General features: G+C 66.5%; 22 protein-coding genes and 3 pseudogenes. 12 read left to right on the top strand and 13 right to left on the bottom strand.

What is annotated here, in order from left to right:
- The first annotated feature begins 152 nt into the window (after nt 1-152).
- From ACTWP9_RS34800 to ACTWP9_RS34790, 3 genes are all read left to right on the top strand, one after another.
- Nucleotides 153-596 (top strand): hypothetical protein, encoded by a 444-nt coding sequence (locus ACTWP9_RS34800; RefSeq protein WP_443250329.1) that lies wholly within the window; start codon nt 153-155, stop codon nt 594-596.
- A gap of 240 nt (nt 597-836) precedes the next feature.
- The gene (locus ACTWP9_RS34795) at nt 837-1,592 is read left to right on the top strand and encodes a transposase family protein (protein WP_443250328.1); all 756 of its coding nucleotides are present in this window, start codon (nt 837-839) and stop codon (nt 1,590-1,592) included.
- Nucleotides 1,593-1,797: 205 nt separating this feature from the next.
- Entirely contained in the window at nt 1,798-2,094 is a 297-nt protein-coding gene (locus tag ACTWP9_RS34790) for a hypothetical protein (RefSeq protein ID WP_443250327.1), read from the top strand.
- 566 nt (nt 2,095-2,660) lie between these two features.
- Here ACTWP9_RS34790 and ACTWP9_RS34785 read toward each other — a convergent pair.
- The 6 genes and pseudogenes from ACTWP9_RS34785 to ACTWP9_RS34760 form a co-directional block, all read right to left on the bottom strand.
- Nucleotides 2,661-3,518, bottom strand: coding sequence for an immunity 49 family protein (locus tag ACTWP9_RS34785; protein WP_443250326.1), 858 nt, complete (start codon nt 3,516-3,518; stop codon nt 2,661-2,663).
- Nucleotides 3,519-4,251: 733 nt separating this feature from the next.
- Nucleotides 4,252-4,764: a hypothetical protein gene (locus ACTWP9_RS34780; RefSeq protein WP_443250325.1), complete on the bottom strand. Its 513-nt coding sequence runs from the start codon at nt 4,762-4,764 to the stop codon at nt 4,252-4,254.
- Nucleotides 4,765-4,804: 40 nt separating this feature from the next.
- Nucleotides 4,805-4,990 (bottom strand): annotated as a pseudogene (locus tag ACTWP9_RS34775) (glucose-6-phosphate dehydrogenase); the annotation flags it as partial.
- 993 nt (nt 4,991-5,983) lie between these two features.
- Nucleotides 5,984-7,195 (bottom strand): NAD(P)/FAD-dependent oxidoreductase, encoded by a 1,212-nt coding sequence (locus ACTWP9_RS34770; RefSeq protein ID WP_443250350.1) that lies wholly within the window; start codon nt 7,193-7,195, stop codon nt 5,984-5,986.
- Between the two features lie 42 nt (nt 7,196-7,237).
- A complete protein-coding gene (gene tal / locus ACTWP9_RS34765) occupies nt 7,238-8,359 on the bottom strand; it encodes a transaldolase (protein ID WP_443250324.1) in 1,122 nt (373 codons plus the stop codon).
- 400 nt (nt 8,360-8,759) lie between these two features.
- Entirely contained in the window at nt 8,760-9,419 is a 660-nt protein-coding gene (locus tag ACTWP9_RS34760) for a uracil-DNA glycosylase family protein (RefSeq protein WP_443250323.1), read from the bottom strand.
- 293 nt (nt 9,420-9,712) lie between these two features.
- On the opposite strand from ACTWP9_RS34760, the gene ACTWP9_RS34755 reads away from it, so the two are divergent.
- From ACTWP9_RS34755 to ACTWP9_RS34740, 4 genes and pseudogenes are all read left to right on the top strand, one after another.
- Nucleotides 9,713-10,093, top strand: a complete 381-nt coding sequence (locus ACTWP9_RS34755) for a DUF488 domain-containing protein (protein ID WP_443250322.1) — start codon at nt 9,713-9,715, stop codon at nt 10,091-10,093.
- Nucleotides 10,094-10,619: 526 nt separating this feature from the next.
- Nucleotides 10,620-12,284, top strand: a complete 1,665-nt coding sequence (ctaD, locus tag ACTWP9_RS34750; RefSeq protein WP_443250349.1) for an aa3-type cytochrome oxidase subunit I — start codon at nt 10,620-10,622, stop codon at nt 12,282-12,284.
- On the top strand, nt 12,281-12,643 hold the full coding sequence (locus tag ACTWP9_RS34745; protein WP_443250321.1) for a hypothetical protein: 363 nt from the start codon (nt 12,281-12,283) through the stop codon (nt 12,641-12,643). The genes ctaD and ACTWP9_RS34745 overlap by 4 nt, the downstream gene beginning before the upstream one ends.
- Before the next feature lie 123 nt (nt 12,644-12,766).
- Nucleotides 12,767-13,105 (top strand): annotated as a pseudogene (locus ACTWP9_RS34740) (hypothetical protein); the annotation flags it as partial.
- A 77-nt stretch (nt 13,106-13,182) separates the two neighbouring features.
- On the opposite strand, the pseudogene ACTWP9_RS34735 reads toward ACTWP9_RS34740, so the two are convergent.
- The 4 genes and pseudogenes from ACTWP9_RS34735 to ACTWP9_RS34720 all read right to left on the bottom strand — a co-directional run.
- Nucleotides 13,183-13,710 (bottom strand): annotated as a pseudogene (locus ACTWP9_RS34735) (amino acid transporter); the annotation flags it as partial.
- A gap of 650 nt (nt 13,711-14,360) precedes the next feature.
- A complete protein-coding gene (locus ACTWP9_RS34730; protein WP_443250320.1) occupies nt 14,361-14,840 on the bottom strand; it encodes a hypothetical protein in 480 nt (159 codons plus the stop codon).
- Entirely contained in the window at nt 14,837-16,642 is a 1,806-nt protein-coding gene (locus tag ACTWP9_RS34725) for a glycoside hydrolase family 15 protein (RefSeq protein WP_443250319.1), read from the bottom strand. Before ACTWP9_RS34725 ends, ACTWP9_RS34730 begins: the two co-directional genes overlap by 4 nt.
- Entirely contained in the window at nt 16,639-17,220 is a 582-nt protein-coding gene (locus ACTWP9_RS34720; protein ID WP_443250318.1) for a transaldolase family protein, read from the bottom strand. Before ACTWP9_RS34720 ends, ACTWP9_RS34725 begins: the two co-directional genes overlap by 4 nt.
- 193 nt (nt 17,221-17,413) lie before the next feature.
- Between ACTWP9_RS34720 and ACTWP9_RS34715 the strand changes: the two genes are divergently transcribed.
- The 3 genes from ACTWP9_RS34715 (at nt 17,414) to ACTWP9_RS34705 (ending at nt 20,046) form a co-directional block, all read left to right on the top strand.
- Nucleotides 17,414-17,704, top strand: a complete 291-nt coding sequence (locus ACTWP9_RS34715; RefSeq protein WP_443250317.1) for a hypothetical protein — start codon at nt 17,414-17,416, stop codon at nt 17,702-17,704.
- Between the two features lie 742 nt (nt 17,705-18,446).
- Entirely contained in the window at nt 18,447-19,160 is a 714-nt protein-coding gene (gene folE / locus ACTWP9_RS34710; protein ID WP_443250316.1) for a GTP cyclohydrolase I, read from the top strand.
- On the top strand, nt 19,153-20,046 hold the full coding sequence (locus tag ACTWP9_RS34705) for a dihydrofolate reductase family protein (protein ID WP_443250315.1): 894 nt from the start codon (nt 19,153-19,155) through the stop codon (nt 20,044-20,046). Before folE ends, ACTWP9_RS34705 begins: the two co-directional genes overlap by 8 nt.
- Before the next feature lie 309 nt (nt 20,047-20,355).
- Here the strand turns inward: ACTWP9_RS34705 and ACTWP9_RS34700 are convergent, their stop codons facing one another.
- From ACTWP9_RS34700 to ACTWP9_RS34690, 3 genes are all read right to left on the bottom strand, one after another.
- Entirely contained in the window at nt 20,356-20,514 is a 159-nt protein-coding gene (locus ACTWP9_RS34700; protein WP_443250314.1) for a hypothetical protein, read from the bottom strand.
- A gap of 590 nt (nt 20,515-21,104) precedes the next feature.
- The gene (locus ACTWP9_RS34695) at nt 21,105-21,263 is read right to left on the bottom strand and encodes a DUF397 domain-containing protein (protein WP_443250313.1); all 159 of its coding nucleotides are present in this window, start codon (nt 21,261-21,263) and stop codon (nt 21,105-21,107) included.
- On the bottom strand, nt 21,256-21,474 hold the full coding sequence (locus ACTWP9_RS34690) for a DUF397 domain-containing protein (protein WP_443250312.1): 219 nt from the start codon (nt 21,472-21,474) through the stop codon (nt 21,256-21,258). Before ACTWP9_RS34690 ends, ACTWP9_RS34695 begins: the two co-directional genes overlap by 8 nt.
- 43 nt (nt 21,475-21,517) lie before the next feature.
- Here ACTWP9_RS34690 and ACTWP9_RS34685 point away from each other — a divergent pair, with 43 nt between their 5' ends.
- Complete coding sequence (locus tag ACTWP9_RS34685; RefSeq protein WP_443250311.1) at nt 21,518-21,826, top strand: transposase; 309 nt, start codon at nt 21,518-21,520, stop codon at nt 21,824-21,826.
- A complete protein-coding gene (locus tag ACTWP9_RS34680) occupies nt 21,823-22,389 on the top strand; it encodes a DDE-type integrase/transposase/recombinase (RefSeq protein ID WP_443250310.1) in 567 nt (188 codons plus the stop codon). The genes ACTWP9_RS34685 and ACTWP9_RS34680 overlap by 4 nt, the downstream gene beginning before the upstream one ends.
- The last annotated feature ends 129 nt before the right edge of the window (nt 22,390-22,518 follow it).

Below are 22,518 nucleotides of genomic sequence, written 5' to 3'. Positions count from 1 at the left end.
GGGCTCCCATCTCCGAAAAATATGCAAGTGCGTGACACCACTGGACCGTGTCAGAGTGCGCCGATGAGCCGTCAGCTCCCGGCCCGTTGTCCGATGGGGGGCGCAGAGATGGATCTGCTGCGCGCAGAGCGCGACATGTACCGGAGGGTCCAATGAACATCGTTCGTCACATCTACTTCGGCATCGTCACCCGCGAAGGCTCCCGGTACCGGGCCAGAGTCGAGGTGCCGGGCGGACCGGCCGTGGTGGTGCTCACGGACTCGGACCATGACCTGATCGATGACATCAACCGCGAGATCGCAGACCATCTCGGCGTCGACCCTGATGACGTCGAGACGCACCTCTTCGGGCACGAGGGAGGCAACGGGACGCCAATCTACGCGGGGGCCGCCGTGTTCGACGGAGATCGGTGGTACACGCAGTTTCCTGCCCAGGAGGACCTGCCTGTCGCACTGTTGGTGCCGCCGTCGCCGACTTACGATGTCGCGGCAGAACAAGCACGGCGGCAGTTGGCTTCTGCGGTCGGTCGTTCTGAGCACAGCCTTGACATCGAGTTCTTCGAGATCGTTCCCAAGGAGCACGCTGAGAACTCCTGACGAAATGATCTCCGAGGTGGTTGGATCACTCCGGAACCGACGATCCCAATCATGGTTGTGTGGTGGGGAACGCGTCTTGTGCAGCGATCATCAGCGACCGGAGGATCACGGGCCTGTCGGCTGACGTGATCGCTGCACTCGTTGGCCGGGTTGGGCCCGTTGTGGCATGAGAGGCACCAGGCCAGGCTTGCGTCCAGACCCCGGAAGCGCGCCCTGGGTGCCGGTGCAAAGCATCGGCTGGTGTTCGTCGACCGGCTCCTGGCCGCCCTCGTTCATCTCCGCCACGGGGTCACGCACGACGTGCTGGCCTGCTGGTTCGACGTGGACCGCTCCACCATCACCCGCGCAATCGGCGAGGTACGACCGCTGCTCGCCGAGCGAGGATGCACTGTGGGCCCTGGCCTTCGGCTGCGGACTCTGGCCGAGGTCGTCGACCATCTGGGTGCCGGCGGGAAGACCGGGATCGTCGACGGCACCGAGATCCGGGTCCGGCGGCCGGCCGCCGGACGCAAGGACCGGGACAAGTTCATCTCCGGCAAGAGCAAGCAGAATGCCGTCAAGGCCATGGTGCTCACCGACGCGGACGGCCGGATGCTGTTCTGCAGCCCGACCAGGCCCGGAAGCTGCGCGGACATCACCCACGCCCGCCGGTTAGGGCTGGTCAAGCTCCTGGACGACGGTCCCCCGGTAGAGATCCTCGCCGATGCCGGCTACCAGGGTCTGGGTGCGCAGACGGGCGGGCGGGTGGTGACACCACCGCATCGCAAGATCAAGAAGAACACCCCGGACTGGTACGAGGAGATGTACGAGCGGCAGCGCAAGGCGCATTCTTCACGGCGTATCTGGGTCGAGCACGGCATCGCCCATCTGAAGAACTGGCGGGCACTCGCCCGCCACCTCGGTCGCCGCGAGCACATGAGTCAGACCATCCAGGCCATCCCCGGACTGCTGTCCCATCAGCAGACCGCGGACCTGACGTCGGCACGGCAGACCTGAACATCGAGTCCCGCCGCCATCCTCGACGCCTCACCGCCAACCATGCACGAGCTCGTTAGGCGAGGTTGGAAAACGCTCAGTGTCGTGCTGCTCCTGGCGCATCGGTACCGACCTTTCCAGGATGCCGGCCGCTTGGGGCTGGGGCAGGGGAAGGCCAGTCGAGTCGCACCAGAGATTCTGGGAGAACTTCAGGAAGCGGCCGGGCATGTACGTCGGCCGCATCAACTACGACGCGGTGACGGCTTACCTCAACGGCTACGACTATGCCTGTGGCGGAGCGCTGTTGAACGGACTCCGGCAGTGGCTCACTGACACGAACCAGGTCGGCCAGAACCTCATGTGGTCCGCACAGGTCGCGCAGGTCGTCTTTCCCGCGGGCCGATTGACCGAGCCGAGGTCGGAAGACGAGCACCGCCATGCTGTCGCGGGGCTCTTCACCCTGCTGGAGGAGTTCTTCCAGCACCTCGCCGACCGCGACGACGCCACACCGAAAACCGGCTGACGCGCCCGAGCCGGTCCGCGCGGCGAGCCCATCAGCGACTACTGCTGGTCCAACCGCCCCAACTGCCCACTCGGCGAACTTATGCGGTCACATTGCGCAAAGTGCATTGGCCTCCGCCGGAACTCCGTTGCCTGGGTGAGCGCGTCCCTCGCCGCGTTGGACACGGGCACGGTGAGAGCGAACTCGCGGTGGTCTCAGTTCTTGGCCGCTTGGCCCTGGCAGCATTGCTTCGAGCTCTCTGAAGTCCACGGGTATCCGACATCGGCCGCAGTGAACCGTAGCGCTAGTGCGCCTATTTCCTCGGTGTTCGTACAGTCGAAATGTCCCACACCCACCGTCTCCCGTGCCTCTCTGCTTGCTCGAGACCCACGCGCGTGTCAACGAGGTCGGCCAGTGGGCTACTTCACCGTTCCTGCCACCCCCTCCGACACGCACCGGGGCACGGAGACGCGGCACGCACCGCGCTGCAACGGTTGGAAGAGCAAGAACAAGCGCACGTCCAGCAGCAGTCCGGTGCCGCCGCAGTTCGGAGGGGCGATTCCTTCGGGTCATCGTGCTGGCAGAGTTCAGGCGGGAAGCTGCTCTCCGAGGAGCAGGTTGCGGGGCAGATACTCGCTTTTGACCTCAATGTTCATGCCGGATTGCTTGGCGAGTACGGTGACCGCCAAAGGCGCGAGAGCGATCATGCCGTACGATGTCGTTCGTCGGTCGGGAGTTGACCAGTACCGCTTGTGGGCGTGGAGTGCTCTCTGGAGCGACTCGTTGAACTGGTCCGTGTCACGCCTGAGAACATGGTAGAATATTTCGATGGGCGGGTAGAGCAGATCGAGAAGAACCTCCTCGGACACTTCTGTTGTCCGGTGAGGGGCTGTCCCTTCCATGGTTTCGACGAAGGATGCCTCAAGTTCTGCATCGCGGCGGAAGAACTTCTGAAGCGAATCGATCCAAGAATACTGGAATTCGTCGTACCGGATGTCGTACCGTGTACCGGATTCACGCAAGGCTGATATCGGGGTCGATGTCAAACGGGCGATCCCAGCGGCGTTCCTTAGGACGATGGAGAGCCAGAGGGAAGTCAGCCAGTACTCCACCTTGTGGTATCGCCGCGGCCCCGTTCTCTTGAGCAAGAAACTCCGGCCGGTGATGTCGTAGCGCAGCGGGTCGGCAGGTCCGTCGGCGGCGACGAACAGGGCGACCGACGATTCCTGGGCCGTCTTGAAATGAAGCACTGTCGCGTTGTGCACTCCGGCTGGATCGACCGCGCAGTGCAGTGTGCCGAGCATAAACGACTCCTGGAATATGGGCTCCAGGACGGCGTTTTTCGTGCCGAGGCGCTCGAAAATCTCGGTGCTGTAAGGCTCATGTGAATCAATACGTGCTCGGATTTTTTCCGCGTCCACCGAGTGCCGTGCAACGTATTTCACGGTACGCTTGGTTCCCCTCAATTTCGGCCCGTTGAGGTGTCCCGACGACACCCTGGATATGCTTGAGGATATATCCTGAGCCCTGGGGTGTTGCCGTCCGGGGCGTTGGGCGAAACCGCACAGCGGGGCTGTGTGTCAGGAGCCGACCACGCTGGATCGGTGCTGGATGTGAGAGCCCAATCGCCGTCTCCGCAGGTGGCAGCCCCGTGTCTGACGTTCGGGTTCAATGTGTCGCGCGCAGGAATAACTGATCGTCCGCGCCCAGTCAAACTCGCAGATCAGACGGGGTGAGCCCGTTTTGGGGCCCACCCCACCGGGACTACGGTCGCTGGTTGGTCGCTGGTGAAACTGATGCGTCGTCACCTGTCGTCATCCATCGTTATCCGTACGGTCGCTGGATATGCGCGGGTTGCTCCTGATGAAGCGTCAGCTATCAAACGCCGGGGGGCGTTCCCAAATCCGCCGTCATAAGCTCCGTTGACCGCGGTTTTTGTGTCCCGCCCGAAGCGGCGTGCCGGGCCGCTGTCGGCCCCGTGGCCGTATTCCGCGGTTGGGACCGGCCCGCCCGCCCCGGCCGCGTGCGCGTGGCGGCACACGGCGGGCGACCCCGAGTGAGTCTCAATTCCCTGTAGCCGCAGGTTCGAGTCCTCGGCAGGAGCTACTCGCAAGGGCTGGTCGTGCCGCACCTTCACTGACCTTCGGAGATTCGCTCGTGGTGATGATGTCGGTACGTCTACCGAAAACGCGCGTCGGCTGATCTGGTGCGCTCGCATACGACGCGCCGGGCCGCGCCCGCCCCGGCCGGCGGCTCCATCGCGATCAGAGCGAGCACCTGCAGCAGATGGTTCTGCACCACATCGCGCAGCGCCCCGACCGGGTCGTAGAAGGCGCCTCGGTCCTCCACCCCGAAGTCCTCGGCCATCGTGATCTGCACGCAGCAGACGCTGCCCTGGTCCCACAGGGTCGCCAGCGCCAAGTTGGCGAACCGTAGATACTCCAACTCGATGACCGGTTCCTTGCCCAGAAAGTGATCCACTCGCAGGATCTGGTCCTCGGACAGCACTGCGCGCAGCCGGGCGTTGAGCTGCCGGGCGGAGGCCAGGTCGTGCCCGAAGGGTTTCTCTACCGCCACCCGTGCGCCCTCGGTCAACCCGGCAGCCGCGAGCCGCTCGACGATCGGCCCGAACAGCGAGGGCGGCACCCTCCAGGTAGTACAACGGGCGCCGGCGATCGGCGAGCCGCTCACCGAGCCCGTCGTACAGTGAACCGTCAGCGACATCCCCGGCCAGGTACGACAGCCGACCGGCCAGCCGGGCGAACACCGCGTCCTCCAACTGCTCTCCCGCGCCGGCGATCGCCTCCCTCGCGCGCTGGACCAACTCGTCACCAGACAGCTCGTCGCTGGCCACACCGACGATCGGGCAGGTCAGCAAGCCACGCCGCTCCAGCCGGTACAACGCCCGGAACGTCATCTTCCGCGCCAGATCCCCGGTGATCCCGAAGACCACCAGTACATCCGCCATAGGCCGCTGCCCGGTCACGGCTGGTCCGCACTCGCCATACCCCGCCTCCTCATGCAGGAAGTAGGCAATCCGCAGCATGGGCCCGATCACCTCGCACCTGCCCAGATTGTCGTGCGTCCCGCGCCACCCCGCCTGTCGGGGCAGGAACGGGGCAGCGCGAGATGACCAGGAGCCGAATGGGAGGAAGAAGGCGTCCATGTGGCCGCCGGGTGTTGATGCCGGTCGGCGCGGCGCTCGGCTCGGCCGCGATCCGACGCTCGCTGATGCCTCTCGGTCGTAGCAGTGCGGGACCATGCAGCCGGCGGGCGAATTACGGCGCTGAGGCTGCCGCACTATCGACACACTGGCCCGGAGCCGACGTGTGACGAAGTGAGGTCGCTGTGCCGATTGGGCTATCCCCACGGCAAGGCGTGCCCGGTTCGTGGACGGTGTCGGTCACCGCCTGCCGGGCGACATCGCGAAGCTGTTCGTACGGGTTGTCGTCGCCCCACCGGCACGGTCATCCATCCATGGCCCGTACGACGAGCAGGGGTGTAGTCGTAGGCGCACACTGCCCGCAGATCGGTGCCTGGCAGTTGTGCCTCATGCAGAGCGAAGAGCACGGCCTGCCGGGCGTGCGGGGTGCCGTCTGTACCGTCCACGGTCGGACCAGCGGGGCGTGCACGGGGGTGTCGGTCATCGGGCTTTCTTCCCGGGCAGCTCACATCCTCGGTCGGGCAGCCGTGCGATCAGCGTCAGGAAGTGGTCGTTGTATCTCATGCTCCGCTAACGGTGCAGTAGTCTCCAGGCGGCCATCGGCCATCGGCCATCGGCCATCGGCCATCGGCCATCGGCCATCGGCCATCGGCGAGCGGGTCGAGGGCCTCGGGTCTCTCCAGCGTCCGGTGGTGGACCTGAACCTCACGGCCACACCAGCTACGGGGTGGCCGGTCACTGGATATCTCATCGGTGCCGGGCGTTGGGGAGGAGAGACTCGAGGGGCACCTGTGGGTCGGTGAGCCTTCGTGTGTCGACTGGCTGGGCGGTGCGGACGAGGGCTTGGATCTGGTCGTTGACGTCCCAGATGTTGACGTTCATGCCTGCGAGCACCCGGTTGCTGGCGAGCCAGAAGGCGATGAACTCGCGTCTGGCCACGTCGCCGCGGAAGACGACCTGGTCGTAGCCGCCGGGCTCGACGTACCCGGCGTACTCCATGCCCAGGTCGTACTGGTCGGTGAAGAAGTACGGCACCTTGTCGTACACCGTGTCCTGCCGGCCGAGCATCGCCCTGGCCGCGGACTGCGGCTGGTGCAGCGCGTTGGCCCAGTGCTCGACTCGGATGTGCTTGCCCAGCACAGGGTGGTAGGCGTTGGCGACGTCACCGGCGGCGTAGATGTCCGGGTAAGAGGTACGCAGCCGTTCGTCGACGCGGATGCCGTTGTCGACTTCCAGGCCCGCCTCCTGCGCCAGCCCGGTGTTCGGCTTGATGCCTACCCCGACGATGACCACATCGGCGTCGATGCGGGTGTCGTCGGATAGCCGCACCCCGTTGGCGGCGCCACCGCTGCCGGTGATCTCGGCGACGTGTACGCCGAACCGCAGATCCACGCCGTGGTCGCTGTGCAGGTCTGCGAAGACCTGGGCGACCTCACGGCCGAGGACCTGCAACAGCGGCAGTTCGGCCATCTCCAGCACGGTGACCTCCACACCGGCGGTGCGGGCGGCAGCAGCAGTCTCCAGACCGATCCAGCCCGCGCCGATGACCACCGTCCGTGACGCGGATCGGAACGCTTCCTTGATCCGGTCGCAGTCCTCGACCCGCCGCAGGTACAGCACCCGTTCCAGGTCCGCACCGGGGACAGGCAGGTGGCGCGGTGAGGATCCAGTGGTCAGCAGCAGCTTGCCGTAGCCGGTCCGGCTGCCGTCCGCGAGCGTCACCTCATGCGCGGCCGGGTCGACGGTGGTGACCGCATTGCCGAGCCTCAGGTCCACGTCGTGCTCGGCGTACCACTGGGGCGGGTGGACGTAGATCTGCTCTCGCTCGTCCGTGCCGGACAGGTAGCCCTTGGACAGAGGTGGCCGTTCGTAGGGTCGTTCACCCTCGTCCCCGATCAGAGCCAGCGGGCCGTCGAAGCCCTCCTCGCGCAGGGTCTGCGCGGCCTTCGCCCCGGCCAGGCTGGCCCCGACGGATCACACACCCGTCCTCCGTGGACATCGTCAACCCCCTTCCCGGGCTGCGGGCCGACTCCGCAGCGTGCCGGCGAGTTGCTCGGAGAGCTGCTCCCAACTGGCGTCGAACTTCGACACACCATCGTCCTCAAGGCTTTGTACGAGGTCGTCGTAGTCCACGCCGGCGGCCCGCAACCCATCGAGTACCTGCTGAGCGTCGTCGTAGTGGGCACGGACCGAGTCGGCCGGTACGTGGCCGTGATCGGCGACCGCACGCAAGGTGGCCTCGGGCATGGTGTTGACCACGCCTGGCGCGACGAGCTCGGTCACGTAGCGGGTGTCGGGGTAGGCGGGGTCTTTTACGGACGTCGAGGCCCACAGCGGACGCTGCGGGTGGGCGCCCGCCTTCCGAAGGGTCTGCCAGCGGGGTGAGGAGAACACCCGCTCGTAGTGCTGGTAGGCCAGCCGTGCGTTGGCGATCGCCGCCCGGCCGCGCAACTCTGACGCCTGCGCAGTGCCGATCTTGTCCAGCCGCGTATTCGCCTCGGTGTCGACCCGGGAGACGAAGAACGAGGCCACCGAGCCAATCCTCGACAGATCCCGGCCCGTGTCGCGGGCGCGTTCCATCCCGCTGAGGAAGGCGTCCATGACCTGGTCGTACCGGACGAGGGAGAAGATCAGCGTGACGTTGATGCTGATTCCCTCGGCCAGGCACGTGGCGATCGCCGGCAGGCCCTGCCGGGCGGCCGGGATCTTCACGAACAGGTTGGGCCGGTCGACCAGCCACCACAGAGCCCGCGCCTCTGCGATCGTCGCCGCGGTGTCATGCGCCAGCCGGGGGTCGACCTCGACGGAGACCCGCCCGTCGACACCGTCCGTCGCGTCGTAGACCGGGCGCAGCACGTCGCACGCCCGCCGGACATCGGCCGTGGTCAGCGCCCGCAGCGCCTCACCGACCCCGACTCCGCGGGCCGCCAGGTCACGGATTTGGTCGTCGTAGGCGTCGCCGCTCGTGATGGCCTTGGCGAAGATCGTCGGATTGGTGGTCACACCCACCACCCGGTCCCGCGCAACCAGGTCCGCCAGGCTCCCGGACACCAGCCGTTCCCGGCTCAGATCGTCCAGCCAGATCGACACCCCGGCATCGCTCAGCGTGTTCAAAGGATTCATGACGCTGCCGCTCCTCCCGCGCGCCGAGCGGAGTGAGCAGCTCAAGGCTTCTTGCTGCTCGTCCGCGGCCTGCACCAGAGCTTGCCTGTCATTCGATCGTCTCCGGAAAGCCAGTGGCCCGCAATCCGCACACCCGACCAGACCGACGGAGTGGTGGCCGGCCTGCACGGCTGACCAACCACCGCTCACGGTGCCGCATGCCTGATCTTCAGTGACGTCCAGGTCGAGCCGCTGGGTTACGACGAGCACCTGGTCGCCGTCCACACCGGCACGACTGCTCCCTGGTTCCCACACCGCCCGGACCAGGGAGACGCCGGGAACGAACGATGGTGCTGAACGCCAGGCCGGGCGCGAGACCGCCACATTCCACCGGCCCCCATCGGCGTCCCACTGCTGCCGACTAGGAACGGCGCCACGGATGACAGAACCCGCACCAACTACGGCAATGGCTGGTGCGCTGGCCACATGGTGATCGAGGCCGGTTCACCGATGCCCAGGGCCGGACGCGCTTCCGCCCGCGGGCAGACCTGCCGCATACGCAGCCCCGGCGAGCACCTCCCGGAGTATCGCCGGGGTGAGCCGACCGGTGAAGACGTTGCGCTGGCTGACGTGATAACAGCCGAACACCGTCACCACGGCGCCCGACCCGTCCACAGCCGTCAGCGCCGCCCGTACCCTGTGCCCGAACGCCGGGCGGGGCCGGGGCACATTCCATCCCGTGCTCCAGGGCCGGCATAGCGGCCTGCCAGCCGAAGGCACCCAGAACGACAACGGAACGCACCGTCGGCCGCAACAGCCGCAACTCCTGAACCAGCCACGGGCGACAGGTGTCCCGCTCACCTGGCGTAGGCCGGTTGCCCGGCGGCGCACAGCGCACGGGCGTGGTGACCCTGACCCCGTTCAGCTCCAGCCCATCATCCCGCCGCGTCGAAGCCGCCTGGGAAGCCAGCCCAAGCCCGTGCAGCGTCGCGAACAGCAGGTCACCGGTCCGGTCGTCGGCGAACATCCGGCCCGTCCGGTTCGCGCCGTGTGCCGCGGGCGCGAGCCCCGTGATGACCATGGCAGCGTCTGCGGGACCGGAGCCGGGTACTGGCCGTCCCCAGTATTCCCAGTGCCGAAACGCCGGACGCTTGACCCTGGCGGCCTCCTCCCGTCACGCCACCAGGCGCGGGCAGGCCCGGCAGCGCACCAATTGCCCGTCCAGACCCGCCAACGTGCGAGCCCGGGCAGCCGCGCGGAGCGGGAAAGCCTCGGCATCAGGCATGACCCACCCGCTTTCTCGGTACCCGCACCGGCGAGGCCACCGACCCGCCACCCATGAGAGCGGCGGCACCCCAGTGCCCCGGAGGAATTATGACCAAGGCCAAGAACATCAGATATCACCGCATCTACGAGGAAACCTCACGTGAGGACGGCGTCCGGGTTCTGGTGGACCGCGTCTGGCCGAGAGGGCTGCGCAAAGAGGATGCCCACCTCGACGCATGGATGCGCGACGTCGCTCCGTCGACCGAACTGCGCCGCTGGTACGCCCACGATCCCGAGCGCTACGCGGAGTTCCGTCGGCGCTACCTGGACGAACTGCGCGATCCCGACCACCAACAAGCCCTGCGCGAACTAGCCGAAATGGCCCGCCACGGCCGGGTAACCCTGCTCACTGCCACCCGCGACGTCGACCACAGCCAGGCCGCCGTCCTCGCCGACCGGCTCTCCCACGGAAACCGCGCGGCGGCGTGACCGCGGCGCTGACTTCTTGCCGCCCAGCATGCTCGGGCGGTGAACTCCCCCTTGGAGGCGGACTCATTCCTCCACAATCCAATAGCGCGGTGTCATCGCTTCGTGCGGGGACTCCGCCCGCCAGTGTCCCCGCGGGAGGTGCCCGGCGAAAGACCGCGCAGTTAGTCCCCGGGCGTCACCGCAGAGCCCGCTCATCGAGATCAGTGAAAATGCCCGCATCGCGGTCTTCTGCAATACACTTCAGAACCGCTGGACATCATCGCAGCAGTCACACTGGTGCTCCGATTTGAGCACCTTAAGGACTTTCAACTCGCCTCAGCGCCATTGGCCCGCTCACTCGGCACTCCGACCTCGTCTCCGGACACGACGCAAGAAGCACCCGAGCGGAGGAATCGGTCAAGCTCGGTGGAGCAACGCCATGGTGGCTGTCAGGCATATGCGTGACCGTTGACCGTAGTGTGCCGCAGTGACCACAACGTACAGTGCGGGAGCAGCCGTACCCGGCGACCACGGTAATCCGCAGCGGATGCGGGGCGGCGAGATGGTGGTGGCGTGGTTGACGACCACCGACCACAAGACGATCGGCTCGCTGTATCTGATCACATCGTTCGCGTTCTTCATTATCGGCGGCGTCATGGCGCTGGTCATGCGCGCCGAATTGGCCCGCCCTGGCTTGCAGATCATGTCGAACGAGCAGTTCAATCAGGCGTTCACGATGCATGGCACGATCATGCTGCTGATGTTCGCGACACCGTTGTTCGCCGGCTTCACGAACTGGATCATGCCGTTGCAGATCGGCGCCCCCGACGTAGCGTTCCCGCGCCTGAACATGTTCGCCTACTGGCTCTACTTGTTCGGCTCGCTCATTGCGGTCGGAGGCTTCCTCACGCCGCAGGGCGCAGCCGACTTCGGCTGGTTCGCCTATGCGCCGCTGAACGACGTAGTCCATTCGCCGGGCATCGGTGGCGACATGTGGATCATGGGCCTGGCCTTCTCCGGATTCGGCACGATCCTAGGTTCGGTCAATTTCATCAGCACGATCATCTGCATGCGCGCGCCGGGCATGACGATGTTCCGCGTGCCGATCTTCACGTGGAACGTGCTGCTCACCGCGGTGTTGGTGCTCCTGGCCTTTCCGATGCTGGCCGCCGCTCTGCTGTGTCTGGAGGCAGACAGGAAATTCGGCGCCCATGTCTTCGACGCCGCCAATGGCGGACCACTGCTGTGGCAGCATTTGTTCTGGTTCTTCGGGCACCCGGAGGTGTACATCATCGCGCTGCCGTTCTTCGGCATCGTCACCGAGGTCATCCCGGTGTTCAGCCGAAAGCCGATCTTCGGATACGTGGGGCTGATCTGCGCGACCATCACGATCGCCGGTCTTTCGGTGACGGTGTGGGCGCACCATATGTTCGCCACAGGCGGCGTCCTGCTGCCGTTCTTCTCCTTCATGTCCTATCTCATCGCGGTCCCGACCGGTGTGAAATTCTTCAACTGGATCGGCACCATGTGGAAGGGATCGGTGAGTTTCGAAACTCCGATGCTGTGGGCGACGGGCTTCATGGTCACGTTTCTCTTCGGTGGCCTGACCGGCGTCCTGTTGGCCTCGCCGCCTCTGGACTTCCACGTCACGGACTCGTACTTCGTCGTCGCTCATTTCCACTACGTGGTCTTCGGCACCGTTGTCTTCGCGATGTTCTCCGGCTTCCACTTCTGGTGGCCGAAGATGACGGGCAAGATGCTGGACGAGCGGCTGGGCAAGATGACCTTCTGGATACTGTTCGCCGGTTTCCACGGCACCTTCTTGATTCAGCACTGGCTTGGTGCGGAAGGGATGCCCCGTCGTTACGCGGACTACCTGGCGGCGGACGGGTTCACCGCGCTGAACACCATCTCCACCATCAGTTCCTTCCTCCTGGGCTTGTCGACGCTGCCATTCTTCTACAATGTGTGGAAGACAGCCAAATACGGCAAAAAGGTCGGGGTGGATGACCCGTGGGGCTACGGCCGATCCCTGGAATGGGCTACATCGTGCCCGCCCTCACGGCATAACTTCGTCACCCTTCCCCGTATCCGCAGTGAATCGCCGGCGTTCGACCTGCACCACCCGGGCATCGCCGCGACAGAGACGGAACTGCTGGACGACTCTTCCAGGCAAGCGCTCTTGAGGCATGGCGAAGGCGATGAACGGTGAAGCGCTCCAGCCTCGGAATGCGTGCCGAGCGACACAACCAAAAATGTGCGCGCGGCCTGAACGAGTTGGAGGGCCATCTGCTGGCACAGGCCGAAGTGACCGAGGCCCTCAACTGCGCCGAGGCGTTCGCTGCACAGCTGACATGGCTGACAACAGCTCAACGCGAAGAGGTCGTACGCCTCTACACCACACACCGGCTCCAGATCTCGCGTGCAGCCCTCCAACGCGTCACCGACCGGGCACGGGAGTTGCAGTGTCACTACTCCAGCCGTTACCACGCGCTACAGGTCCGGCTGCTGGGGCTCTTCCTCTCAACTCTCGCCGTGTTCGTTGTTGTGCTGGTGATTCTTGCGCGCTGATCAGCCGCACCGAGTTTTCTGGACATGGAGTTCAGGACATGAAGGTGCTGGTGGCGAGGCAGGCCCGCCTCGGCGCCCTGATCGTCCGGGTCCTCGCCGCGGCCCGCAGCTGATGTCACCCTCGTCGACCTGGATGAGGACCGCATCGCCGAACTCAAGGCCACCTCGCCGTACGGCTCGTCGCAGGAGCTGCCTGCGAAGGCGCCCCTCCGAGAGCACGCCGGGGCGCACACCACCGGACTCTTCATCGCCGCCACCGGAGGCGATGAGGATCACCTCGTCATCAGCCTGCTGGCAGAACGCCGATTCGCTGTCCCTCACATGGCCGCTCGCGTCAACGGCAACGAGACCCACCTGGCTGTTCGATCACCGCCGCGTGTCGACCTACCGTTCCCGCTGCGGGCCCTCCTGATCTCCCAGCCCGTCATCGATGGCGTCGTTCAAGACGGAATCCATCGATGATGAATGCCTCAGCGGCGGGGCGAACGCCGTGGTGGTGCTGGGTGACAGGCTCCGCTCTACAGACCCGCTGCCGGGCATATTGACGGACCCGTGGTCAGCAGCCTCTTCGTGCCTCGGATACGGCCGGTGGGGAACTGTTCGGTGTCGCCAGTGGCCCCTTCCACATGCGGCATGACCGCCACGCCCGTCTCGAAACCGGACAGGCCCAGAGCCAGCTTGGGGAAGACCAGCAGGGCAAGCCCCACCATGGCCAGCGGGCTGCCGTGCTCGGCGGTCAGGGCATGGGACCAGTCGGTGATCAGGTGGGGAGCGGTGACCACCTGCCACAGGCCCGTTCCCACGACCACCACGTTCAGTGCCAGGTAGGCCCCGACGAGGGCGACCGCAATCCCGATCGCCCCGGTGAACCCTTTCAGGAACACCGCGCCCAGCCCTGCGATCAGCACGAGGGTGACCACCACGCGGTGACCGCTCAACACACCCGTCAGGTGCGGGTTCTTCGTCAGGTGCGCAGTGGCGTCCGCCGCCGACAACGTGATCGTGATCATGAAGTCGGTCGCGGCGAAGCCGAGCAGCACCAGGACGAGCAGCTTGCCCTTCCAGAACGGGGGGGACTACTCGGCAGGGCGGACACCCGGCCGACGCGGAGTCCCTTCACCCGTGCAGCCCAGGCCGCCTGCGGGCTGAGCGGTGAGGTGCTGGGACGGAGCCCGGAGGTATGCCCGTATGGCTCGGAAATTGAAGAAGGTGCCGGATGGCGCATCGCCGTCAATGGGCTCGGTCGCATCGGATGGGCCGCATTCAAGATCTTCACGAGAGCGGCGGTGTCGAAGTCACCGGCTTGGTGAGTGCCGAGAGCCTCGCCTGCCTGCTGCGCCCACGACACCGGCTACGGACGCTACGGAAGGAAGGAACGTCGACGCATCCGGCGACGGTGACGCTCTGGTCGTCGACAGGCAGGCCATCTCGTTGCCTGGCCGCCGGGACCCGGGCGAACTGCCGTGGGGCGAACTCGGCATCGACTTCGTCCCAGACCGTCTCCCCTGTGCCGGCGGGCGGGCCGACAATTCCCGCCCGGGCCTGGTCACCGGACTGGAATTGCTGCCCGACCACCCCGTGTGAGCCGGCCTGATCAGCGCGAGACGGCGGGCGTTCTATCTTGCTCCGCTGCAGGTTCCATCGCACGAGTCCGGTGGGTCCGTCCTCTCGTGCCTGATGCACCGCCCCGGACCAGGCGGTGGTGGCCGGCAGGCTCTCAACTCGATGTCAGGAACCCTCCGACGAGGGTGCCGTAGCCGACGTGTGCGACCAGGGTGACGGTGGGGGTGCCGAGTCCGTAATTGAGCATGAGGAAGCCGGGTGGTTCGAGCAGCGCGACGTCGGGGGCGCTGGTGTCGGTGGTGCCCATGCGGGGGTGGACGAGGGGCAGCAGGATGCCGACCAGCGCGGTGCCGGCGAACAGGCCGTGGATGAGGCCGAAGACGGCGCCCAGCCACCAACTGCTGTAGCTGATCGCGGAAAAGACCGCGTAGTAGAGCAGCGCGAAGATCAGGCCGTTGATGAAGTGTGCGCCGTAGCCGAGGGCTTTGGCGCGGGTCCGGTCGCTGGTAAAGGCGGCGCCGAGCAGAAACGGCAGGTCCATACGGGTGAGGTTGAAGGCATTGGCCGTACGCAGGCATGTTGTCAGGACAAGGGTTGCTGTGAATCCGCCCGCCATCGCGGCCCAAATGCTCATCGGGTGGCCTCCCCGATCGCGCAGGCAGCGCTGATCAGGGCCAGGTGGGTCAGGCCCTGGGGCAGATTGCCGAGGTAGTCGCCGGTGGTGGGGTCGATTTCCTCGCTGTAGAGGCCGACGTCGTTGGCGAGGGCTATGAGCTCGTCCATCAGATGGACGGCGTCATCGACGTGGCCGCATCGGGCAAGGGCTTCGGCGAGCCAGAACGAGCAGGCGAGGAAGGCGCCCTCTCCACCGGCCAGGCCGTCGGAGCCGAGGTAGCGGTTGACGTAGGGGCCGTCTTGCAGGGCCCGCTGAATTGCTGCGACAGTGCCGCGCATGCGCGGGTCGCCAGACGGGCGGTACCCGTGCAGCAGCCCGAGCAGGAGGCCGGCGTCGAGGTCGTCGCTGTCCGCGGAGCGCACGTAGCTGTTCAGCCGCGGGCTGAAGCAGCGGTCGTCGACGAACTCGGCGACGGCCTGTCGTTCGCGCCGCCAACGGGCCTGGTGCCGGTCGGGGATCAGCTGCCGTTCAGCCAGGTCAAGGGCACGGTCGAGAGTGATCCTGCACATCATTTTGGACTGTGTGAAGTGCTCCGGGCCGCTGCGCACCTCCCAGATGCCGGCATCGGGCTGGTGCCAGAGGGTACAGATGAAGTCGGCGGTCTCGGCGAGTCTGCGGGCAATGTCGGCGTCGAGCCGCCGGCCCGCGTTGGTGTAGAGCCAGGCGGTCTGCAGCAGTTCCCCGTAGGTGTCGAGTTGGAGTTGACCGGCGGCTGCGTTGCCCACGCGCACGGGCGCCGAGCCGCGGTAGCCCGACAGGGGCAGGGCCCGCTCAGGGGCGCGGGTACCGCCGTCGAGGCGGTACAGGACGCGCAGGCGGGGATGGGTGAGCTGGGAAGCATGCATCAGCCACCAGAAATATCCCGCCGCCTCCGGCGCGCAGCCCAGCTTGAGGAAGGCGTCCAGGGTGAACGCGGAGTCGCGGACCCAGCTGAAGCGGTAGTCCCAGTTGCGTTCTCCGCCGAGCTCCTCTGGTAGCGAGCAGGTCCCGGCGGCGGCGACCGCACCCGACGGTGCGAAGACCAGGAGCTTGAGCGCGAGAGAGCTGCGCAGTACCTCCTCGCACCAGGGTCCGGCGTAGGTGCGGTTGTCCGCCCACTCTCGCCAGGTGGTGATCGTGTGGTCCAGGCGGGCCTCGCAGTCGCCACGGAGGGGGAGTACAAGCGGTTCCTGGTACGCGTACGGCAACGCGATCAGAGCCCGGGTACCGGATTCGGCATGGAAACGTGCGGTGACTGAGTCGGCCGTGCACTGCGGTCGGCCGGCATTCCAGGCGCAGACCCCGACTGCATCGGGGCCGCGGGTGGCCACCGGAACGCCCGCACGGAGCGCCACGTGCGGTGCGCCGGCGCCGTAGCCGAAGCGTGGTTGGACGCTCCAGCGAATCGGAACGCTGCCCGCGAGGCCCTCGACCCGCCGGACCAGTTCCCTGCCGGGTGCCAAGGAGTGGCTGTCGGGAAGGGTCAGCGCGTCGGTCACCCGGACCGTGCCGCCTGCGGTGGTGAACGTCGTCTCCAGCACATTGGTGCCGGGCAGGTAGCGGCGGGCGGCGGTGTAGGCCCCCTCAGGCTGAAGGAGGAACCTGCCGCCGCGGGCCGGGTCGAGCAGGGCGGCGAACAGGGTCGGCGAGTCCAGGTCCGGCCAGGCCAGCCAGTCGACCGTGCCGTCCCGGCCGATCAGAGCGATGGAGCGACCGTCCCCGGTCACCGCGTAGTCCCGCAGCGCGGCATACCCGCCCACTCGTTCCGGCCGGATGCTCATGGCACCAGGCCGATTCGCGTACGGCGGCGCCTGTCCAAGCCCGGCGATGCTTCGCTCCATCTGGAGCGCGTTGCTGTCAGAAGATCAGCGTTACGTTGATGCTGATCCCCCTCGGCCAGGAGGGTAGTGATCGCCGACAGGCCCTGCCGGGCAGCCGGGACTTTCACGCACAGGCTGGGCCGGTCGACCAGCCACCACAGCGCCCATGCCTCCGCGATCGCCGCCGCTGTGTCATGCGCCAGCCTCGGGTCGACCTTGATCGAGACCCGCCCATCGTCTCCGCCGGCCGCCTCGTAGGCCAGTCGCAGCACATCGAACGCGCACCGCGCATCCAACGTGGTCAGCGCCCGCACAGCCCCACCCGGTTCTACGCTGCGGGCCGCGAGGTCGGCGGTGTGTCCGTCGCACGCCTGCCCGCCCGTCATCGCCTTAGCGAAGATCCTTGGGTTCAGGGTCGCCCCGACGACATGGTTCCGAGCAACCAGTTCGGCAAGGCTTCCGGACACCGGCTTCTCCCGGCTCAGCTCGTCGAGCCGGATCGATACCCCAGCATCGCTCAGTATGCTCAACGGATTCATGGTGCTCCCGCTCCTACCCGCGGTCCGGCCGAAGCGAGCGTTGCGGTTTCCTCCTGACTGCCGTCGTCCTCGCCGGAGATGCTTTTCGGTCCATCGTCACTCGGAGTCCCGGGGTTCGCATCCGCACACCGGATGGCATGCCCGCCTCATCCGGCTTGCGCGGCTTTCCGCACTACCGGGATACAGTGACGATATGTCCGATGAGTCGGTGGAATACCACGTCCAGGCACTGGGCGATCACGAGTACCTGGTCGTGATCCGCAGCGGCGCGAGTGAGACCGAGTCGCGGTTCCGTGCCAGCCCGGACGTTCTGGACGCTGTGGGCCCCGACAGCGCCACGGAAGAACGCGTCGTCCGCGAGACCGCGGCCTTCCTCCTCACTCATCAGCCACTCATCGACCTGCCCTCAATGATTTACCTGGAGGACGTCGCCGCGGCCTACGACGGTTACCTCGACCAACTGCGGCAGCGAGTGGCCCGCTGAGCACTGCGGGCACTGACGGGCGTCACACGGCGTGGGCTCGCAGCGGACCCGGCACCCGCCGTGCGCGTTCATCCGACAGTGGCGGATGCCACGATTGGAACACGGCGACGGTGGCGCGTGGTGCAGGACCTCGGTACTGGTCAATCCGAGGACGAGAGAGGCCCCCGGATGCCCGTGCCGCTGCGCACGGAGTGATGGTTTGTGCACCTGACGGAGGCAGCAGGCAGCAGTAGAAGGGCCAGCACGCGATTGGCACCAGCGGGCCAGGGGCAGCACCCTGGCTCCCTTCAGGTCAGCTGGGGAGGGGCGGGCGACGAGCGAGCACTCAGCTCGGCCATCGTCCTCGCTCTGTTGCCGATGCATGGGTATCTGGAACGGAGGATCAGGAGCAAACGCCGCATTGCCCGTTCGGCGTCAAGGTCCCGACCAACTGGCCAGCCAACACCGTCCGCCACCGACCATCACCTCGACCTGCAGAGGGCAGTGACCCACAGAAGCAACGGTATTGTCATGCTTTCGACAGGGCGGCAAGTTTTGCCGGACACGGAGGTCAGCGGCCCTCTGCAGGACCGGGAAGTAGATCACGGGGTCCACTCGGCACCGGGACGCGCTTCCTGCCTCACCGCGCTGCCGCAGGGGGCGGCGTCAGCTCATGCAGCGTTCACCTGGAAATCGGTCGATAATGGCTGTGACCAACCCAAGCAAGATGTTCCGCAACGTTGATCGTGTTGCGAGGTTGCTCATGAATGATCAATTGCCGCAGGCGAACGGTCCCCCGCCCGTCGCAGGGCTGGTCGGGGAAGGCGTCCTCCCCGTCACGGACGAGGTGGAGTGGGCAGCGGTCTCTCCGCGGCAGATCACCACCGAAGAGTGGCAGCGGTTCGAGGACTACCTGAAGGAAATCTTCGCGGCGCTGGGCCTGGCCGCCGGGCCAGCGGCCACGGCCGACACCCCCCGCCGCTTCCTGCGCGCCCTCTTCGACGCCACCAGCGGATACGAAGGCGACGAGAAGCTGGTCACCGCATTCGAGACCGAATGCCACGGCGGTTCCGACTGCCGGATCAGCCAGATCGTCGAAGGACCGATCCCGTTCTTCTCCCTGTGCGAGCACCACAGCCTGCCCTTCTTCGGCAAGGCGTACCTCGGCTACATCGCCCACGAACACATCCTCGGACTGTCCAAGCTGACCAGGCTGGTGCGGCTGTTCGCCCGCCGGTTCTCGATGCAGGAGCGCATCGGCCGCCAGCTCGCCGAATCCATGCAGGAGATCCTGCAGCCACATGGCGTCGCGGTCCACCTGGAAGCGGTGCACCTGTGCACGCAGATGCGCGGGGTACGGGAGATCGAGTCCACCACCCGCACCACCCACTGGCGGGGCACCTACGATGACGATCCGCAACTGCGGGCCGAATTCTTCACGCTGTGCGACCAACGGGGCCTGGCCGGACATGGCTGAGCACCACACCACCCCTCCCACCGACGGAACGCCGGTCTTGTCGGAGCCACTGGAGCTGCTGTACGAGGAGGCCGGGCAGCCCCGCTCCGGTCTGCCTCCGGCGCTGGCAACCGCCTACGGCGGAGACCTGGGCTTCAACCCGCCGTGCGTGTACGCGAACTTCGTCACCTCCCTCGACGGAGTGGTCGCCCTTGGCCCCGAATATCCCGACTCCGGCTCGGCGATCAGCGGAAGCGCATCGGCTGACCAGTTCGTCATGGGACTGCTGCGCGCATGCGCCGACGCCGTACTCATCGGGGCCGGCACGCTCCGGGCCACACCCGGCCACCAATGGACACCCGACCACCTCTGTCCGCAAGCCGCTCCCCACTTCGCCGAGTTGCGGCGCAGCCTGCGACACGCCACTCAGCCTCAACTGGTCGTCGTCTCAGCCAGCGGCGAAGTGCCCACCGAGCACCCCGCCCTGCAGGCAGGCGCACTCGTAGCCACCACAGCAGACGGCGCCCGCCGACTCGACGGACGCCTGCCGGCCGCATCCAAGACAGTCATCCCGGCCGAGGGAACCACCCTCCGTATGGCCGACGTGCTCGCGTCCCTCCGCGCCAACGGGCACACCGTGGTGCTCACCGAGGGCGGGCCGCACCTCATCGGTCACCTGCTCGGTGAGGGCCTGCTGGACGAACTGTTCCTCACCACATCCCCAGTGCTCGCCGGCCGGGCCGACTCCCCCCGCCCCGGACTGATCGCCGGCCTCGAACTGCTTCCGAGCCGACCACTGTGGACAGACCTGATCAGCGCGCGGCGACGGGATTCATACCTGTTCCTCCGTTACCGGCTCGGGCCGCCCGGCGCACGCGTCGGCCCGCACTCATCCCCGACCAGCTGACGCAGGCCGGGCGGGGCGCCGATTTTGCGGTTTCAGGCCGCACCGCCGGGTGCGTCGTCGTCGGTAAGGATGCGGTAGGCGGTGGCACCTGAGGGATGCTGGCCCTTGTCCTTGCCGGATGGAATATCAAGCGGCCCATCAAGACGAGTTCCCAACTCGTGCGCGAGGTGCCGACCGAGACGGTGATCCCAGGTGGGTCGCGAGAACATGCATCGTGCGGCCGCTTCTGGCCCCGAGTCCGGGCTCACTGCACGGTTGTGCCGGCGCCTTGGAGGTGGAGCGGGCGGCGACATCGTCGGCGTAGCTCATTCAGTCGCACTCGCTGGTTCGTTGACAGGTGACGGCGACGGATATGCGGACGCCGAGCATCTTGACCAGGAGCCCGGCGGGTACCCGGGTGGCGAGGGTGAGCAGGGCCGTGCCGCGACCCTGTCGCGCCTTGACGCCGGCCTTGATCAGTGGCAGCAAGAGTTGGAGGGTGGATCGGCTGCCTGCCGCGCGGCCGGGGAAGAGTCAGCCCCTTCGTACCGGAACAGCGTGTTCCTCGCCCAGGTGGCGACCAGCTCCAGCACTAGCTCATCCAGCGGTTCGGGCAGCTGGACTCGGCCGCAACAAACAGAGTCAGGAAATCGATTGCGATGCGGGTAGCTTCCGTGGCGTTCAGGAACGGCTGGGTCATGCACGGAACGCAGTACCGGGCAGGCGGCCTCCTCGGAGATGAGGAAGAGAAGCGAGTCGCGGTCACGCGAACGGCCCCTCTGGCATGACGCCATCGATGGGATCACACGCCATGACCAGATCCGGGATCAGGCTGCCGCCACATCGTCGTCGCCTTCTTCATCGTGACCGCCCGTCGGATTGTTCGCGAATACGTGACACCTGAAGATGCGGGGCTACCAGCCCCCGGGCCGGAGGCCACGCCGTACGCGAACGTGATTCTGCGGTGTGGCGTGCCGTTCTAACTCTGGCTGACAGCACTTGCCCGGCCTCCCAGGGGAGGGAGGCCGGGCCCGTCTGTAAACGTCAGACGGCGTCATCTCGAACGCTGTCTACGAAGGTCAGCCAGATCGCCGCATCGAAGATCTGGGCCACCCATTCACGGTCTTTGCGCCCCGTACGGCCTGTCGGCTGGAACGGAGCTTGCCACGTTCAACGCAGCCGTTGTCGCTACCGCTATAGCTGCACTTGTGCCAGGTCGCACCGTCCAGCTCACTCACCGACGTCGTACATGGAGCAGCAGCTCATCTGGACGTCAGGTTGGGCCTCTACGTCGAACTCGCCGTCGCGAACGCCCAGGGTGAAGGCTTTCCACTCGGCGGCCGTGTATCGGAGGGGAGGGTCCTCGGGATGAGCCGCGTTTCGCATCGCTACCGCGCCATCAGCCAGGTACGCGACCTCAATAGGGTCTGATGCACGATCGGGTGACATCTGAACTGGCTTGCCCTGTAGGGCGGGTGGAAAGGATGTCGTTGTGCCGAAGCCTTATCCCGAAGAGTTCCGCCAGGACGTGGTGCGGGTCGCGAGGAACCGCGGCCCGGGTGTCACGGTGGAGCAGGTGGCCACCGACTTCGGGGTCCACCCGATGACGTTGTGGAAATGGATGCGCCGGGCGGATATCGACGACGGGACCAAGCCCGGGGTGACCAGCCAGGAGAGCGCAGAACTGGGGGAAGCACGTCGGCGGATCAAGCTGCTGGAGCAGGAGAACGAGGTCCTGCGCCGGGCCGCGGCCTATCTGTCGCAGGCGCATCTGCCGGGAAAAGGATCTACCCGCTCGTGAAAGAGCTGGCCGTGGACGGGGTCCCCGTCACGGTGACGTGCCGGGTGCTCAAGCTCGCCAGACAGCCCTACTACCGCTGGCTGGGCAAGCCGGTTGCCGACGCCGTGCTGGAGGAGGCATATCGCGCGAACGCCCTGTTCGACGCCCACCGCGACGACCCGGAGTTCGGCTACCGGTTCCTGGCCGATGAAGCGCGTGGTGTCGGGGCCCGCATGGCCCAGCGCACCGCATGGCGAATCTGCCGGGACAACCGCTGGTGGAGTGTCTTCGGGAAGAAGCGTGGCCGGGGCAAGAAGGCCGGCCCGCCGGTGCACGACGATCTCGTGAGCCGCAACTTCACCGCGACCGGCCCGAACCGGCTGTGGCTCGCCGACATCACCGAACACGCCACCGGCCACGGCAAGTTGTACCTCTGCGCGATCAAGGATGTCTTCAGCAACAGGATCGTGGGCTACTCCATCGATGCGCGGATGAAGTCCCGCCTCGCCGTAGCCGCCCTGGACAACGCCGTGGCCCGGCGTGAACACGTCGACAGGTGCATCCTGCACAGCGATCGCGGATGACAGCTTGGGTTCAACCAGTCGTCGCAACACTCCTGATCAGAGAGGTGTGTTGTGGGACGGCCAGCGGGTTGGATGACGGAGTTGACGGGGCGGTCACCGATGAATTCGCCGGGGCGGCCATCGACGCGG

Origin of the sequence: Streptomyces sp. 3N207 (genome assembly GCF_052246355.1) — a bacterium.
Classification (GTDB): domain Bacteria; phylum Actinomycetota; class Actinomycetes; order Streptomycetales; family Streptomycetaceae; genus Streptomyces.
Note: the sequence above shows the minus strand (reverse complement) of the source record. Positions and strands in the feature narration are given on the sequence as shown.